Below are 15063 nucleotides of genomic sequence, written 5' to 3' on the forward strand. Positions count from 1 at the left end.
GACGCGGTCGCTCGCTGCTTGAGCGTAAATCTCCGCTCATCCCGGCGAAGGCCGGGATCCAGATGCGAGATCGCTGGCGCCATGGAGCGAGATCAGGCCGTCGTGCAATCCTCCCGAAATCCAGCCCTATGATCTGGATCCCGGCCTTCGCCGGGATGAGCGGGGGACAACCACCAACGAAAAAGGGCCGGGGCGTCGCCGCTCCGGCCCTCCTTCATTGCGTCGAATCGCGGCCTACCAGAGGCGGACGCGGTCTTCCGGGGCGACGTAGTAGCGGTCGTCCGGCTGGACGTCGAAGGCGTCGTACCAGGCGTCCACATTGCGCACCGGCCCGATCACGCGGAACTCGGCCGGCGAGTGCGGGCCCTGGGCCAGCTGCTGGCGCAGGGCGTCGTCGCGATACAGACCCCGCCACACCTGGGCCCAGCCCAGGAACACCCGCTGGTCGCCGGTGTAGCCGTCCAGAACCGGCGCTTCCTGCCCGTTCAGCGACACCCGGTAGGCTTCCAGACCCAGGGTCACGCCGGCCAGATCGCCGATGTTCTCACCCATGGCCAGCCGGCCCTGGATGAAGTGGCCCGGGATCGGTTCATAGGAGTCGTACTGGGCGCCCAGGATGTCGGTCTGGGCCACGAAGCGGGCGGCGTCTTCTTCCGTCCACCAGTCCTCCAGACGGCCGTCGCCGTCGGACTTGCGGCCCTGATCGTCGAAGCCGTGACCGATCTCGTGCCCGATCACGCCGCCGATGGCGCCGTAATTCACCGCCGGGTCGGCGTTCGGGTCAAAGAACGGCGGCTGCAGGATGGCGGCCGGGAAGACGATCTCGTTCTTGGTCGAGGAGTAGTAGGCGTTGACCGTCTGGGGCGTCATGAACCACTCGGCGTCGTCCACCGGCTGGCCCAGGCGGTTGAGGTCGTAGTTCCAGCGCCACTGGCCGGTCCGCAGATAGTTGCCGAACAGATCGCCGGCCTGGATGTCCAGGGTGGAATAGTCGCGCCATTCGTCGGGATAGCCGATCTTGACGCCGAACTTGTCCAGCTTGTCCAGCGCCCGGGCGCGGGTCTCCTCGCCCATCCAGTCCAGATTGCGGATGCGCTCGGCCATGGCGGTCTTCAGGTTCTGGACCAGCTCCTCCATCTGGGCGCGGTGCTCCGGCGGGAACCAGCGCTCCACATACAGGCGGCCGAGCGCCTCGCCCATGGCGCCCTGGGCGAAGCTGACGCCGCGCTTCTCACGGGGACGCTGGGCCTGGGCGCCGGTCAGCTCGCGGGAGCGGAACTCCCACTGGGCGTCGCTGAAGCGCTCGGACAGATAGGGCGCGGCCTGATCCACCGTGTGGAACGCCTGCCACGCGCGCAGGGTCTCCATGGGCGCCTCGGCGAAGATGCGCGCCATTTCCGGGAAGGCGGTGTTCTGGCTGACCACGAAGCGGTCCTGTTCGCCCAGACCGGCGGCCTCGAAATAGCCGTCCCAGTCAAAGCCCGGCGCGTATTCGGTCAGCTCGGCCGTGGACATGGGGTTGTAGGTCAGGTCGCGGTCGCGGCTCTGGATACGGGTCCAGTGGGCGGTGGCGATGGCGGTTTCCATCTCGACCACGTCGGCGGCGGCCTGTTCAGCGTTCTCCCACCCGGCCATGGTCAGCATCTGGGCCACATAGGCCTGATAGGCGGCCAGCTTCTCGGCGAAATTCTCGGCCAGGTAATAGTCGCGGTTGGGCAGGCCGATGCCGCCCTGGCTCAGATAGACCGCATAGGCTTCCGGGTTGCGCGCGTCGTCGCTGATGTAGGTTCCCCAGAACGACCCGCCGGGCGCGCCCTGGGTGTCGCCCATATAGGCGGCCATGGCGTCATGGCTGTCGATGGCGCGGATGGCGCTGAGCATCGGCTGGATGGGTTGGGCGTCCAGGGCGTTGATGGCCGCCACGTCCATGAAGCTGTTGTAGGCGTCGCGGATCTTGGCGCCGTCGCTGCCGGCGGCCAGATCCGTCGAGGCCGAGATGTCGCCGATCAGGGCCGTCATCCGGTTTTCCGACAGCTGGCTCAGCAGGTCGAACGAGCCGTAGCGGGTGCGGTCCGCCGGGATCTCCAGATTGTCCACATAGGTTCCGTTGGCGTAGCGGAAGAAGTCGTCGCCGGGATCGACGCTGGTGTCGCGGCCCGCCAGGTCGAAGCCCCAGGTTCCGTAGCGCGGCGTCTCGATGCCCTCATAACCGGTGGCGCCCAGCTGCGGCGCCTGGAACAGCGACACGACGCTGCACGACTGGTTCATGCACTCATGGTCGTGGCCGTCATCGGCCATGGCGGCGGCGGGCAGAAGCAGGGCGGCGACGGCGGCGCCGATCATCAGTCTTTTCATGGTCGTTCCCTAAGGGTCCCTGAGCCGGGACGAGGTCGGCGGGCACCCTATGCCTCTGAGCCCGCGCGTGAACCTAAAAAAAAGTTCATCGAAGGTTCAGTCCCTATCGCCACGGGGGGCGCCGGGCCTTTAGATGATCCCTCAACGGGCGAGGGTTCATGGCGGCGGAACACGCGAGCGAATACAAGGATCTGGTGGTGTTCCTGGCCGCCGCCGGCGTGTTGGTGCCCATATTCAGCCGGTTCAAGGTCAGCCCGGTGCTAGGCTTCCTGGCTGCGGGCGTCCTGCTGGGCCCCGACGGGCTGGGCCGTTTCGCCGACGTTGCGCCGTGGGTGTCGTGGCTGACCATCACCGATCAGGCGGAGATGGACGTCCTGGCCGAGCTGGGCGTGGCCTTCCTGCTGTTCATGATCGGGCTGGAGCTGTCGTGGGGACGGCTCAAGACCATGCGCAAACTGGTGTTCGGCCTGGGCGTGTCGCAGGTCCTGGCCTGCACCGCCGCCCTGTCCGGCCTGTTCCTGCTCATGGGCCAGACCCTGGATACAGCGCTGGTGGCGGGCATGGCGCTGGCCCTGTCCTCCACCGCCATCGTCATGCCGGTGCTGGCCGAGCGCAATCGCATGGGCGCCGGATCGGGCCGGGCCACCTTTTCGGTGTTGCTGGCCCAGGATCTGGCCGTGGCGCCCCTGCTCATCACCGTCACCGTGCTGGCCACCCTGGCGTCGTCGGCCGAGGGCGTTCTGGACCCCGCGGCCATCGGCTCGGGCCTGCTGGTGCTGGCGCCCGCGGCGCTGGGCGTGGGCCTGATCGTCCTTCTGGGCCGGTTGGTCCTGCGGCCCCTGTTCCGATCCGTGGCCCGGGCCCCGGGCCGCGAGCTGTTTCTGGCCGCCGCCCTGCTGATCGTGGTCGGCGGCGGCGTGGCGGCCCAGGCCGCGGGCCTGTCCATGGGACTGGGCGCCTTGATCGCGGGTCTGTTGCTGGCCGAGACCGAGTATCGGCGCGAGGTCGAGCTGGCCATCGAACCGTTCAAGGGCCTGCTGCTGGGCGTGTTCTTCGTCAGCGTCGGCATCGGGCTGGACCTGGACGCGGTGTTCGCCGAGCCGGTGCGAATCCTGTCGCTCGCCGTGGGCCTGATGGTCATCAAGGCGCTGGTGATCTTCGGTCTGGCGCGGGCGATGCGCCTGCCCTGGCGCGCGGCGCTGGAGACGGCGCTGGTGCTGGGCCCCGCGGGCGAGTTCGCCTTCGTCATCCTCAGCGCCGGGGTGGCCGAGGGCGTAGCCTCCCCCGCCTTCATCCAGTCGGTGCTGGTGTCCGCCACCCTGACCATGTTCGTCATCCCGCTGCTGGCCGGGCTTGGCGCACGGATCACGCGCCGCCCCCGCAAGGTGGAGGATGACGGCGACGTGGGTCAGGCGCCCGAACTGACGCCCGCCGAAAGCGCCGTGCTGATCGTCGGCTTTGGCCGCGTGGGCCAGCTTGTAGCCGAGATGCTCAAGGCCCACGATCAGAGCTACATCGCCATCGACTCCGACTCCAAGGCGGTGACGGCGGCGCGGCGCAAGGGCGAGCCGGTCTATTACGGCGACGCCGCCAACCCCGAGATGCTGAAGCTGTGCGGCATCGACGGCATCAAGGCTCTGGTCGTGACCATGGACGCGCCAGGCAAGGTGGACGAGGTGGTGGGGGTGACGCGAACCCTGCGCGACGACCTGATCGTCATCGCCCGCGCCCGCGACGACCGCCATGCCGAGCGGCTCTACGCCCTGGGCGTCACCGACGCGGTGCCCGAGACCATCGAGGCCAGCCTTCAGCTGGCCGAGAACACCCTGGTGGATCTGGGCGTGCCCATGGGCCGGGTTCTGGCCTCGGTGCACGAGCGGCGCGACGAATTCCGCAAGTCCTTTCAGGCCGCCATGCCCGAGGCGCGCCGCCGCCCGGCCCGCGCCCTTCGCGGACGTGTTCCGTCCGCCGAATAGTCAGTCCGGATTCGGCTCGTATTCCTCGTCCAGGGCCTCCTTCGCGTCCAGCATGGCGCGCTTGAAGCCCAGCGGGTCGGCGATGGTCTTGAGGTGACTGGCGCCCTGCTCGCTGGCGGTCAGGATCAGGATGTCGCCGAAGCCCATGATGCGGCCGATCAGGCTCTGTTCGGTCTTCACGTCGTTCAGCTTTTCCAGGAGGGTGTCGGCCACCTTCTTGTTCAGGACGCCCTCCATCTGGATCACGCGCCGGTTGGTCATGATGTGCATCTGGTTGCGCCAGACCAGATGCTCCCAGATCCAGCCGAACAGGGGGATCAGGGCCAGACCCGCAACCCACATCCAGCGGTCGTCGCCCTCATAGGTGGTGCGGTAAAGCCAGGCGGCGCCCGCGACCATTCCCCAGAATGTCAGGGCCCACCACATGGTCTTGAACACGCGCACGATCCAGTGCCGACGGGTCAGACGGGTGATGACCTCGTCCTCGCTGAGCACCTTCCTGAGATAGCCCGTGGCCCGGTAGTTTGCCGCCATGCGCCCCTCCTCCTAAGGGGGCGGACTATGGGCGTGAAGGCCGCGCGGCGCCAGCGCGACGCTCCACAGGAAAACGTTTTCATTAACCTCTGGAACGCATTTTGGTCATGCTTGCGTGATCAAAGAGCCGCTTCGGCAAACCCTGCGGCAGCAAGCCTTTGATTCCGCTCAGGGTCTCCGGAATTCATTTTCGAGAACTCAGCCGAGATCTCCATTTAGCGTGGCCGGGGGGCATGCCGGTCGGGCCGTAGGGCCCAGCTTAGAGTGACAGTTTTAGTATGCGAGAATCTGCCCTGAACGCCCCTTTCCAGTCCGTCGAACAGCCCACTGACGGGCAGAGGCTCAACCGCCGTCAGGCCGCCAAGGTGCGCACGCGCCAGAAGGTGCTGGACGCCGCGCGCGACCTGTTCTCGGAGCGGGGCTATGACCCGGCCACCATCCGCGACATCGCCAAGGGCGCCGGCATGTCCACCGGCGCGGTCTTCGCCAATTTCCAGGACAAGGCCGAGCTGTTCGAAGCCGTTCTGGCCGAGCACATGGAGCGCCTGACCGAGGTGGTGCGCGGCGCGGCCGCCGGGACCGGCTCGACGCGCGAGCGCCTGATCGCCGCCCTGGACGCGGGCTATCACCACACCCTGGAACATCTGCCGCTCATGCAGGCCATCGTGGCCCGCTCGTGGTTCCAGCCCCAGGACGCCGAGCAGCGCGCGCGCGGCTTCACCAAGGGCGTGCTGTCGGTGATCGGTGAAGTGCTCCGCGACGGTGTGCGCAACGGGGAACTGAATCAGGATGCTGACACCCGCCTGCTGGGCGACATGGTCTGGAACGCCTGGCTGAGCAACTATCGCGGCGCGGCCTATGATGGCTGGGACCGGGACGCAATGACCGGCCAACTGACCCGTCAGCTGGACGTGATCCTGGCCGGTGCCTCCACGCAAAAAGGCTGACCCCAAGGGCGAAAGCGGCGCAGCCTTACCGCGCCGTTAACCCTGTGGCCGCACATGCGCCGTAAAACACGGGAAAGCTCGGGTCACACCCGATTCCCCGCTGACGGAGCCGACCATGCAACGCCGCCAACTGATCCTTTCCGGTCTCGCCGCCGGCGCCGTCGGCGCCTGCGCCACGCGCCAGCCGGCCGATCCCAACTATCCGATCCACACCGACGCCACGGCGCCGGCCTACACCTTCGATGAACTGGTGGCGGCCGGGTCGCGCGAACTGGGCATCGCGGCCGAGACCGTGGGCGGCGCCATCGAGCGAATCTTCGCCGATCAGGGCGACCGTCCCACCGCCTATATCGCCGGTGAAGAGGGCGCCGGAGCAGCGGTCGTCGGACTGCGCTATGGCCGCGGGGCCCTGCACATGAAGGACCTGAGCGCGTCTCAGGAAGTGTTCTGGCAGGGCGCCTCCGTGGGCTGGGACTTCGGCGGCAACGCCAGCCGGGTCTTCACCCTGGTCTACGGCCTGTTCCACCCCGATATGCTCTATCGCCGCTATCCCGGCGTAGAGGGATCCGCCTATCTGGTCGCGGGTCTGGGCGTGAACTACCAGCAGGCCGACGGCATCGTCCTGGCCCCCATCCGCACCGGCGTGGGCCTGCGCCTGGGCGCCAATGTGGGCACCATGAGCTACAGCCGCCAGCGGAATTTGCTGCCTTTCTGATCAAGGCCCCTCTCCCATGGGGAGAGGGCTGCGCGCACGGATGCGCCAGCATCCGTCCTTCGCGCGCAGGGTGAGGGTCGGATGTGTCCCGCTCCTCCACCGGGCCCTCATCCCCCGCGCAAGAACGAAGCCGCTCCGCGCCTTCGTGCGCGGGTTCCCCCTTCTCCCACCGGGAGAAGGATCACCCTTGCGCCAAAACCGCCTCGATGCCCTCGCGATAGCTGGGATAGGCCGGGCGCCAGTCCAGTTCGGCTTTCGCCCGGGCGTTGGAGACGCGCTTGGAGTCCAGGTAGAACCGCCGCATGGTCTCGCTGACCGACGGGTCGGTCCAGTCGGTTTCCGGCGGGGGCGCCAGACCCATGCGGCGGGCGGTCCATTCCGTCACCACGTCCGCGGGCGCGGGCTCGTCATCCGCCAGGTTGTAGATTCCCCCTGGATGGGGCCGCGCCATGGAGGCGAACAGGCCCGAGGCTGCATCGTCCACATGGATGCGATTGAAGACCTGTCCCGGCTTGCGCACCAGCCGCGCCGAGCCCGCCCGCAGCCGGTCCACCGGCGAGCGGCCCGGTCCATAGATGCCGGGCAAACGGAAAATCTGGATCGTCAGGCCAAGGCCCGGTCCGGCCTCCAGCCACTCCCGCTCCGCCCGCACACGCCGCGCGCCCTGGATGCTGGCGGCGTTCAGCAGGTCGTCCTCGAACACCCAGCCGCCCGCCCGGTCGCCATAGACGGCGGTGGACGACACATAGCCGATCCAGTCTGGATAGGCGCCCGCCGCCGCCAGGGCCGGCAGCAACACCCGCGCGCCGGGGCATCCCCGTTCGTCAGGCGGGGCTGCCACCACGATGGCGTGGGCCTCGGCCGCCGCATCGGCCAGCGCCGTCTCATCTTCCGGATCGAGCGCGGTGATCCCCGACGCCTCCAGCGCCCGGCGTCGTTCGGCAGACCGTGACGTCAGCACCGCCCGCGCGCCCTCGGCCCCGGCGCGCCGGGCGATGGCCTCGCCCAGATAACCGCCGCCGAAGACCAGGATCGTCCGTGACAAGTGCGGTCAGCCCGCCTGGCGCGTCTCGAGCCGCGTTACGCTGGCGCCCACCTGGTCCCGCGCCGCCTGTTCGCGGGCCGCGTTCCAGTGGGACACGCACGGCACCTTCGACAGGTCCGCCCGGTCAGCGTAGCGGCGCGCGATGTCGGTGACCTCGTCCAGCAGGCCCTGAGCCAGGGTGATGGGCTTCAGGCCCAGATGGCGGAACTGGTCGTTGGCCACCACCAGTTCGTTCTCTTCCGCCTCATGGCGCGGGTTCGGCACATTGGCGATCTCGGCGCCGGTCATTTCGGCGATCATGCGGGCCAGGTCGCGCACCCGGTGGCTCTCGGTCATCTGGTTCAGGATCTTGACCCGCTCGCCCCTCTTCGGCGCGTTCTTCAGGGACAGCTCGATGCAACGCACCGTGTCCTGAATGTGGATGAAGGCCCGGGTCTGGCCGCCCGATCCGTGCACCGTCAAGGGGTGGCTCACCGCCGCCTGCATCAGGAAACGGTTCAGCACCGTGCCGTAGTCGCCGTCATAGTCGAAGCGGTTGATCAGACGCTCGTCCTGACGGGTCTCCTCGGTCTGGGTGCCCCAGACGATGCCCTGGTGCAGGTCCGTGATCCGCACCCCGTCGTTCTTGGCGTAGAACTGGAACAGCAGGGCGTCCTGGGTCTTGGTCATGTGATAGATCGAGCCCGGGTTCGGCGGGAACAGGATTTCCTGCTCCACCGGGCCGCGGTCGGTCTCAACCGTCACGGTCAGATAGCCCTCGGGAATGGTCAGGCCGGCGGTGGCGTAGCCATAGACGCCCATGGTGCCCAGGTGCGCCAGATGGATGTCCAGTCCGCTTTCGACCATGGCCGCCAGCACATGGTTGGTGGCGTTCAGATTGTTGTCGACGGTGTAGAGCTTGTGACGCGCCGACTTCATGGAATAGGGCGCGGCGCGCTGTTCGGCGAAGTGCACGATGGCGTCGGGCTTCTCGTCCTTCAGCAGGGCGACGAAACGGTCGAACTCCTTGCCCAGGGTCAGGTTCTGGAACCCGATCTCCTTGCCGGAGATTTCCTTCCACGCGGCGATGCGCTCACCGATGGGCCGGATGGGGGTCAGGGACGCCACCTCCAGCTCGTTGTCAATATTCCGGCGCGACAGGTTGTCCACCACCGTCACATCCCAGCCCTGCGCCGACAGGTGCAGAGCGGTCGGCCAGCCGCAGAATCCATCGCCGCCGAGAACGAGTACGCGCATCGGAAAAACTTCCCTTGTGGTTCCTGATCGTCTGCCTACCCCATGCGCTGCCCTCTAGGAAGCGCCGGAGCGGTCGCGCATCATAGACCGTCATGTGGCCATAACGGGTCAGGAGCGCATTTTGTCGATCATTGTCACGGGAGCGGCGGGCTTCATCGGCATGCATCTGGCCGAGCGACTGCTGGCGCGCGGCGAGTCCGTGATCGGGGTCGACGACTTCAACGCCTATTACGATCCGGCCCTGAAGGCCGCCCGGGCGGCGCGGCTGGAGGCCCTGCCCGGCTTTCGCATGGTGCGGGCGGACGTGGCGGATCATGAGGCGTTCGTGGCGCTGGTGAAGGACGCCGGCGCGGACCGCATCGTCCACCTGGCCGCCCAGGCGGGCGTCCGTTACAGCCTGGACAACCCTTTCGCCTATGAGCGGGCCAATCTGGCCGGGCAGCTGTCGGTGCTGGAGGCGGCGCGCCACGCCGGGACCGTCCGGCATCTGGTCTATGCCTCGTCCAGCTCGGTCTATGGCGAGCGGCCGGTGGGCGGCGGGGGCTTTCGCGAAGACGATGCGGCGGTCGAGCCGGTGTCCCTGTACGCCGCCACCAAGCGGTCGGCGGAACTGATGAGCCATGCCTACGCCCGGCTCTACAGCCTGCCGCTGACGGGCCTGCGGTTCTTCACGGTCTATGGGCCGTGGGGCCGGCCCGACATGGCCTATTACGGCTTCACCCGCGCCATACTGGCGGGCGAGCCCATCCGCGTGTTCGGCGAGGGCAAGATGGCCCGGGACTTCACCTATGTGGACGATATCATCCACGGCATCATCGGCGCGCTGGACCTGCCGCCGGCGCCCGGCGAGAACCGCATCCTGAACATCGGTGATGATCGGCCGGTGGGCCTGATGGACATGATCGCCATGCTGGAGCGGCTGCTGGGCCGCGAGGCGGTGAAGATCATGCAGCCCATGCAGCCGGGCGACGTCACCGCCACCCACGCCGACATCTCGCGCTTGAACGCCCTGACCGGCTATCGGCCGAAGGTGATGCTGGAGGACGGCCTGGCCCGGTTCGTGGACTGGTATCGGGATTTTGAGGCGGCGCGCGACTGACACGGCCCCGTCGCCGCGTTAGACAGGGGCCATGAACGCCCATGATCCCAATCTCGACGGCCTGGCCCAGCTTCACTACGGCGACGGCGACTATGTGGTGCTGAAGCCCGGACGCTTCGTCATCTGCGCCGTGACGGGCCGCCAGATCCCCCTGGACGCCCTGCGCTACTGGAGCATCGATCTTCAGGAGCCATATGTGGGACCGGGCGAACTGATGGAACGGGCGGCGGCGGCATGATCGCGGCGCGACGCTCCTTCCTGCTGGGCGCCGGCGCTCTCGGCCTCGCGGGACCGGCCCTGGCCCAGGACGATCTGAATCTGAACGGTCGGTTTGTCCAGGGCGGGTTCGCCATGGGCCGCACCTGGCCGCGGGCCATCGTCTTCGTGGACGGCGAGGCCCTGACCACCGCCTCGGCGGCGGGGCTGTTCATCGTCGGCTTCGACCGGGACGCCCCGGCCACAGCCCGCGTCGAGGTACTGTCCGGCACGCGGCGGCTGCGCCGCGACCTGACCATCGCGCCCGGCGACTTCGACATCACCCGCATCGACGGTCTGCCGCAGCAGACCGTAACCCCCACCGCGCCCGAGGTTCTGGCCCGCATCCGGCGCGAGGCGGCGCTGAAGACCGAAGGCTTCGCCAGCCGCGCGGACGCGGACCATTTCAACGGCGGCTTCATCTGGCCGCTGGAGGCCTACCGCATCTCCAGCCGCTGGGGCGCCCAGCGCGTGCTGAACGGCACGCCCGCCCGCCCGCACTACGGCGTCGACATGGCGGCGCCGACCGGAACCGTCATCCGCGCGCCCGCCGACGGTCTGGTGACCCTGGCCGAGCCGGACCTGCATTTCGAGGGCGGCCTGACCCTGATCGACCATGGTCAGGGCCTGATCTCGGCCTATCTGCACCAATCCCGTCTGGACGTGCGACCGGGCGAGCGTGTGGTGCAGGGACAGCCCATCGGCCGGGTCGGGTCCAGCGGGCGGGCGACCGGTCCGCACCTGTGCTGGCGGCTGAAATGGCGCGACCGCAATCTGGATCCCAGCCATCTGGTGGGGGCTGAGGCGCCGCCGCTCGCCTGATCGCCGCGAAACGCCCCATGATACCGGTTACATGCCAAGTCCTGCTTTTTCAGGGATTTTCAGGCCCGTGCTTTGTGCCTAACTTGCCCGAATCGGCGGGGAGCCGGTGGGAGAGGATGAAGACGCATGGCGGCTCTCGAGGCGCTTCAGGTTTTGCTGGTGGACGACAACCAGCATATGCGAACCATCGCCTCCACCATTCTGAAATCAGCCGGTATCCGCCGCATCCACGAGGTGGATGACGGCGCCGAGGCGCTGAAAGCCCTGGGCAATCTGCCCATCGACCTGGCCATCGTCGATTTCAACATGTTCCCGCTGGACGGGGTGGAGTTCACCCGCATGGTCCGCAACAGCCCGGACAGCGCCAATCCCTATCTGCCGATCATCATGATGACCGGCCATTCCGAACGCACACGGGTGCAGGAAGCGCGCGACGCCGGCGTGACCGAGTTCGTGGTCAAGCCCATCACGCCCAAGGCCATGCTGGACCGTATTCACGCGGTGATTTTCCATCCGCGCCCGTTCGTGAAGGCGGACGATTATTTCGGGCCCTGCCGGCGCCGCACCACGCCGCGCGGCTACGCGGGACCGTTCCGCCGCTCTACCGACGCCGCCTCGTCCAGCGTCGCATAGACCGCGTCGGGCCAGCGCTTGTGGGTCCAGAACCATTCCTCGGGCCGGGCGCGCACCTGATCCTCGATGAAGCGGGTGATGGCCTGGGTCGCCTCCTCCACGGCCCGCGCCTTGTCGGCGGGCGATGTGGCCGGGCGCACCCGCATCTCGGGGTGGAACGTCACCCTCAGCCGCGCCGGGCCTGACCGCTCCACCGTCACCGGAATGATCGGCGCGTCGAACCGCTGGGCCAGGCGGCTGGGGCCGGTGGCGGTGTTCACCGGATGGCCGAAGAAGGCCACAGCTGGCCCCTCACGGAATTTCTGATCGTTCAGCAGGGCCACGGACTCACCGCGCTTCATGCCGTCCAGCAGTTCGCGCGCGCCGTCCCCGCCCTTGGCGGCCATCAGCTCCACGCCATAGCGGGCGCGGCCGTCGATGATCATGCGGTCCACATAGGGGTTGTTGCCGGCGCGGTAGGTGATCTGGGTCTTGAGCCCCGTGGAGACGATGGCCGCGGCCATGGCCTCCCAATTCGAGAAATGACCCGAAACCAGCACCGCCGCGCGGCCGCTGTCGCGGATGGCGTGCAGGCGCTCGGCGCCGACCACCTCCACCCGCCCCGTCGCCGGGGTGATAAGGTGCATGATGGGAAACTCGGCGAAGGTGCGGCCCGTGCTTTCCCACTGGGCGCGGGACAGGGCGCGGCGCCCCGCCTCGTCCATGTCCGGAAAGGCCAGACGCAGGTTGCGCTGCACCGTCTTCTCGGTGCTGCTCATCGGGCCGATCCGCGCCACCAGCCAGGCGCCGAAATTGGACGCCGTCTCCGCCGGCATGGCGCGCATCAGGCCGGAATAGGCGGCGAAGGCCGCCGCCTGGGCCAGCCAGCCCAGGCGTTTTCCGAACGACGGATTGTCGTCCCGACCGTGTACTGCGCGCCTACCAGGCAATGGTGATCCCGCCGTCCACCACCAGGGTCTGGCCGGTCATGTAGGCGGACGCCGGCGCCGCCAGATAGACCGCCGCCCCGGCGATCTCGTCCGGCTGGCCGATGCGCTTCAGGGGCGCCGGCTCGGTGACGGTCTTCAGCAGGTCCGGATTCTCCCACAGGTATCGGGCGAAATCGGTCTGGACCAAGCCGGGCGCGATGCAGTTCACCCGCACGTTGGACGGCCCCCACTCCACCGCCAGATTGCGGGCCAGCTGCATGTCCGCCGCCTTGGAGATGTTGTAGGCGCCGATCAGGGAATTGCCGCGCAGGCCGCCGATGGAGGACACCACGATGATCGAGCCGTCCTTCCGCTCCAGCATCTGGGGGGCGACCATCTGGATCAACCAGTGATTCGAGATCACGTTGTTCTGAAGAATCTTCTCGAACTGCTCATCCGAGATCCCGGCCATGGGCCCGGCGTAGGGATTGGTGGCGGCGTTGCACACCAGAATGTCGATCTGGCCGAAGGCGGCGTTAGTTTCGTCCACCAGTCGCTGCAGGTCTTCCCTGGACGCGATGTTGGCCGGAACGGCGATGGCGCGGCCTTCGCCGTGCCTGGCGTTGATGGCCTGGGCCGCCTCATCGCACGGGCCCGCCTTGCGCGACGAGATGACGACATTGGCGCCGTGTTCGGCCAGCCGCTCGGCGATCGCCTTGCCGATGCCCTTGGACGAGCCGGTGATGATCGCGGTTTTCCCCGACAAATCGAACAATTCCATCCGTTAACCTTCCTGTTCCCCTATGCGGCACTAGCCGCGGACCCCTGATACCCCGATACTCGGGCGATTCCATCCGGGAAGGCGGCGATCCATCCCATGCGCAAGATCACATCCGGGCTGCTGTTAGCATCCTACCTGTTCCTGGCCCTGACGGTCTCGGCGCTCATCTGGCGCGCGGGGCTGGGGCTGGGCAATGCCACGGCGGCCTTCTTCGGCGCGCTGGGCGTCGGCATGGCTCTGCACGCCCTGGTGTCCGGTTCGCTGGATCGCCGCGCCATCCGCAAGGAAGTGGAGGCCGTGCGTCAGGCGCACCGCCTGCTGGCCGACGCCATGGAGAACACCCAGAACGCCCTCAGCGAACTGGCCCAGGCCATCGAGACCGGCGCCCTGTCGCGCACCGAGGAGCTGACCACCGAAGTCCGCATGCTGGAAAGTCTGGTCACCCAGATCAGCGAAGGGCTCGAGGCCAAGCTGGCCGCCGCGCCCGCCCATCCCCCCGGCAGTCTGGAAGCCCGCCTCTATCAGCAGCAAGGCGCCCTGCTGCGCACGGTTCAGGACGCCCTGGCCGACAACCGGGTGGACCTGTACCTGCAGCCGGTGGTCACCCTGCCCCAGCGGCGCACCACCTTCTACGAGAGCTTCACCCGCCTGCGCGACGGCACCGGCCGGGTGCTGATGCCCGCCGAATATCTGTCGGTGGCCGAGGGCGAGGGTCTGGTCCCCGCCATCGACAATCTGCTGCTGTTCCGCTGCGCCCAGATCGTGCGGCGGCTGGCGACCCAGGATCGCAAGGTGGGGGTCTTCTGCAACGTCTCCCTCACCTCGCTGGGCGACGAGACCTTCTTCCCGAAGTTCCTCGAGTTCCTCAGCGAGAACCGGGACCTGAAGGACGCCCTGATCTTCGAGCTGGGTCAGGCGGTGTTCGACGCGCGCGGCGCGGTGGAGGCCCGCAACATGGCCAAGCTGGCCGACCTGGGCTTCCGCTTCTCCATCGACAAGGTCCAGACGCTGGATCTGGACTTCACCGACCTCCAGCGGTCCGACGTGAAGTTCGTCAAGATCGCCGCCGACCTGCTGATCGAGCAACTGCTGGATCAGGACGCCGGCGCCGCCCTGCCGTCCCTGCGCGACATTCAGGCGACCGACTTCGCCGGTCTGGTGCGCCGCTACGGCATGGAGGTCATCGCCGAGAAGGTGGAGACCGAGCGTCAGGTGGTGGACGTGCTGGAGCTGGACATCGCCATGGGCCAGGGCCACCTGTTCGGCGAGCCCCGCGCCATCAAGGAAGCCGTGCTGGCCGAGGCGGACACCCCCTCCGGCTTCGTCCGCGACACCCTGCAGAGCGCCGAACGCCGCCGCCGCTTCGCCTGAGGGCGTCAGGCGTCCAAAGCCCAGGTGATGTAGAGTATCTTCCAACGCGGGCGGAGCACCCAGACATGCACCCCGCGAAAAACCTCCGCTGACCCGACAAGCCTCGTCGCGAACCGCGCGCGCTTGACGGCGAGCACTCCAAGCAGGTCGATCGAGACGTCTTCGACGCGCATCTCCTCGATCGGCGCGGCCGAGCGCCTCAGGAAATCATCAACTGCGGCTCGTCCTTGTACGGCGGCGCCTTCAGGAGGAGCAACAACAACCTCCTCGCAACACATGTGGATCAAGTCCGCATTGCGGCCCCCCAGCTCGGCGGCAAGCCAGTTTTCATGGAGTTGCAAGATCGCAGTTTTATCTGTTTCCATCGGTGACTTCAGCCCCTGCTT

Annotated in this window: 15 protein-coding genes; 8 read left to right on the plus strand and 7 right to left on the minus strand. The window is 67.8% G+C overall.

Features of this window, described 5'->3' with window-relative positions:
* Positions 1–234: 234 nt before the first annotated feature.
* Positions 235–2355 (minus strand): M13 family metallopeptidase, encoded by a 2121-nt coding sequence (locus ACI8U3_RS03955; protein ID WP_415013564.1) that lies wholly within the window; start codon positions 2353–2355, stop codon positions 235–237.
* Positions 2356–2513: 158 nt separating this feature from the next.
* Between ACI8U3_RS03955 and ACI8U3_RS03960 the strand changes: the two genes are divergently transcribed.
* Positions 2514–4331: a cation:proton antiporter gene (locus tag ACI8U3_RS03960; RefSeq protein ID WP_415013565.1), complete on the plus strand. Its 1818-nt coding sequence runs from the start codon at positions 2514–2516 to the stop codon at positions 4329–4331.
* Here the strand turns inward: ACI8U3_RS03960 and ACI8U3_RS03965 are convergent, their stop codons facing one another.
* Complete coding sequence (locus tag ACI8U3_RS03965; protein WP_415013566.1) at positions 4332–4865, minus strand: PH domain-containing protein; 534 nt, start codon at positions 4863–4865, stop codon at positions 4332–4334.
* Between the two features lie 278 nt (positions 4866–5143).
* On the opposite strand from ACI8U3_RS03965, the gene ACI8U3_RS03970 reads away from it, so the two are divergent.
* Positions 5144–5812: a TetR/AcrR family transcriptional regulator gene (locus tag ACI8U3_RS03970; protein ID WP_415013567.1), complete on the plus strand. Its 669-nt coding sequence runs from the start codon at positions 5144–5146 to the stop codon at positions 5810–5812.
* Positions 5813–5927: 115 nt separating this feature from the next.
* A complete protein-coding gene (locus tag ACI8U3_RS03975) occupies positions 5928–6527 on the plus strand; it encodes a DUF1134 domain-containing protein (protein WP_415013568.1) in 600 nt (199 codons plus the stop codon).
* Between the two features lie 181 nt (positions 6528–6708).
* Here the strand turns inward: ACI8U3_RS03975 and ACI8U3_RS03980 are convergent, their stop codons facing one another.
* Together ACI8U3_RS03980 and ACI8U3_RS03985 are read right to left on the minus strand one after the other, a co-directional pair.
* On the minus strand, positions 6709–7572 hold the full coding sequence (locus tag ACI8U3_RS03980; RefSeq protein ID WP_415013569.1) for an NAD-dependent epimerase/dehydratase family protein: 864 nt from the start codon (positions 7570–7572) through the stop codon (positions 6709–6711).
* Positions 7573–7578: 6 nt separating this feature from the next.
* Positions 7579–8808: an NAD-dependent epimerase/dehydratase family protein gene (locus ACI8U3_RS03985; protein ID WP_415013570.1), complete on the minus strand. Its 1230-nt coding sequence runs from the start codon at positions 8806–8808 to the stop codon at positions 7579–7581.
* A gap of 121 nt (positions 8809–8929) precedes the next feature.
* Here ACI8U3_RS03985 and ACI8U3_RS03990 point away from each other — a divergent pair, with 121 nt between their 5' ends.
* The 4 genes from ACI8U3_RS03990 (at position 8930) to ACI8U3_RS04005 (ending at position 11617) form a co-directional block, all read left to right on the plus strand.
* A complete protein-coding gene (locus tag ACI8U3_RS03990) occupies positions 8930–9907 on the plus strand; it encodes an NAD-dependent epimerase/dehydratase family protein (protein WP_415013571.1) in 978 nt (325 codons plus the stop codon).
* 31 nt (positions 9908–9938) lie between these two features.
* Positions 9939–10145, plus strand: coding sequence for a DUF2093 domain-containing protein (locus tag ACI8U3_RS03995; RefSeq protein ID WP_415013572.1), 207 nt, complete (start codon positions 9939–9941; stop codon positions 10143–10145).
* Positions 10142–10984, plus strand: coding sequence for a M23 family metallopeptidase (locus ACI8U3_RS04000; RefSeq protein ID WP_415013573.1), 843 nt, complete (start codon positions 10142–10144; stop codon positions 10982–10984). Before ACI8U3_RS03995 ends, ACI8U3_RS04000 begins: the two co-directional genes overlap by 4 nt.
* A 126-nt stretch (positions 10985–11110) precedes the next feature.
* Complete coding sequence (locus ACI8U3_RS04005) at positions 11111–11617, plus strand: response regulator (protein ID WP_415013574.1); 507 nt, start codon at positions 11111–11113, stop codon at positions 11615–11617.
* Here ACI8U3_RS04005 and ACI8U3_RS04010 read toward each other — a convergent pair.
* Together ACI8U3_RS04010 and ACI8U3_RS04015 are read right to left on the minus strand one after the other, a co-directional pair.
* Entirely contained in the window at positions 11563–12546 is a 984-nt protein-coding gene (locus ACI8U3_RS04010; RefSeq protein ID WP_415013575.1) for a lysophospholipid acyltransferase family protein, read from the minus strand. The two genes, ACI8U3_RS04005 and ACI8U3_RS04010, sit on opposite strands and share 55 nt — an antisense overlap.
* Positions 12536–13306 carry an SDR family NAD(P)-dependent oxidoreductase gene (locus ACI8U3_RS04015; RefSeq protein WP_415013576.1) on the minus strand — a complete coding sequence of 257 codons (771 nt, stop codon included), beginning with the start codon at positions 13304–13306 and terminating at the stop codon, positions 12536–12538. The genes ACI8U3_RS04010 and ACI8U3_RS04015 overlap by 11 nt, the downstream gene beginning before the upstream one ends.
* 96 nt (positions 13307–13402) lie before the next feature.
* On the opposite strand from ACI8U3_RS04015, the gene ACI8U3_RS04020 reads away from it, so the two are divergent.
* Positions 13403–14677: an EAL domain-containing protein gene (locus ACI8U3_RS04020; RefSeq protein WP_415013577.1), complete on the plus strand. Its 1275-nt coding sequence runs from the start codon at positions 13403–13405 to the stop codon at positions 14675–14677.
* 5 nt (positions 14678–14682) lie between these two features.
* Here the strand turns inward: ACI8U3_RS04020 and ACI8U3_RS04025 are convergent, their stop codons facing one another.
* The gene (locus tag ACI8U3_RS04025) at positions 14683–15042 is read right to left on the minus strand and encodes a hypothetical protein (protein WP_415013578.1); all 360 of its coding nucleotides are present in this window, start codon (positions 15040–15042) and stop codon (positions 14683–14685) included.
* Positions 15043–15063: the final 21 nt, after the last annotated feature.

Origin of the sequence: Brevundimonas sp., assembly GCF_047617075.1 — a bacterium.
Taxonomy (GTDB): Bacteria; Pseudomonadota; Alphaproteobacteria; order Caulobacterales; family Caulobacteraceae; genus Brevundimonas.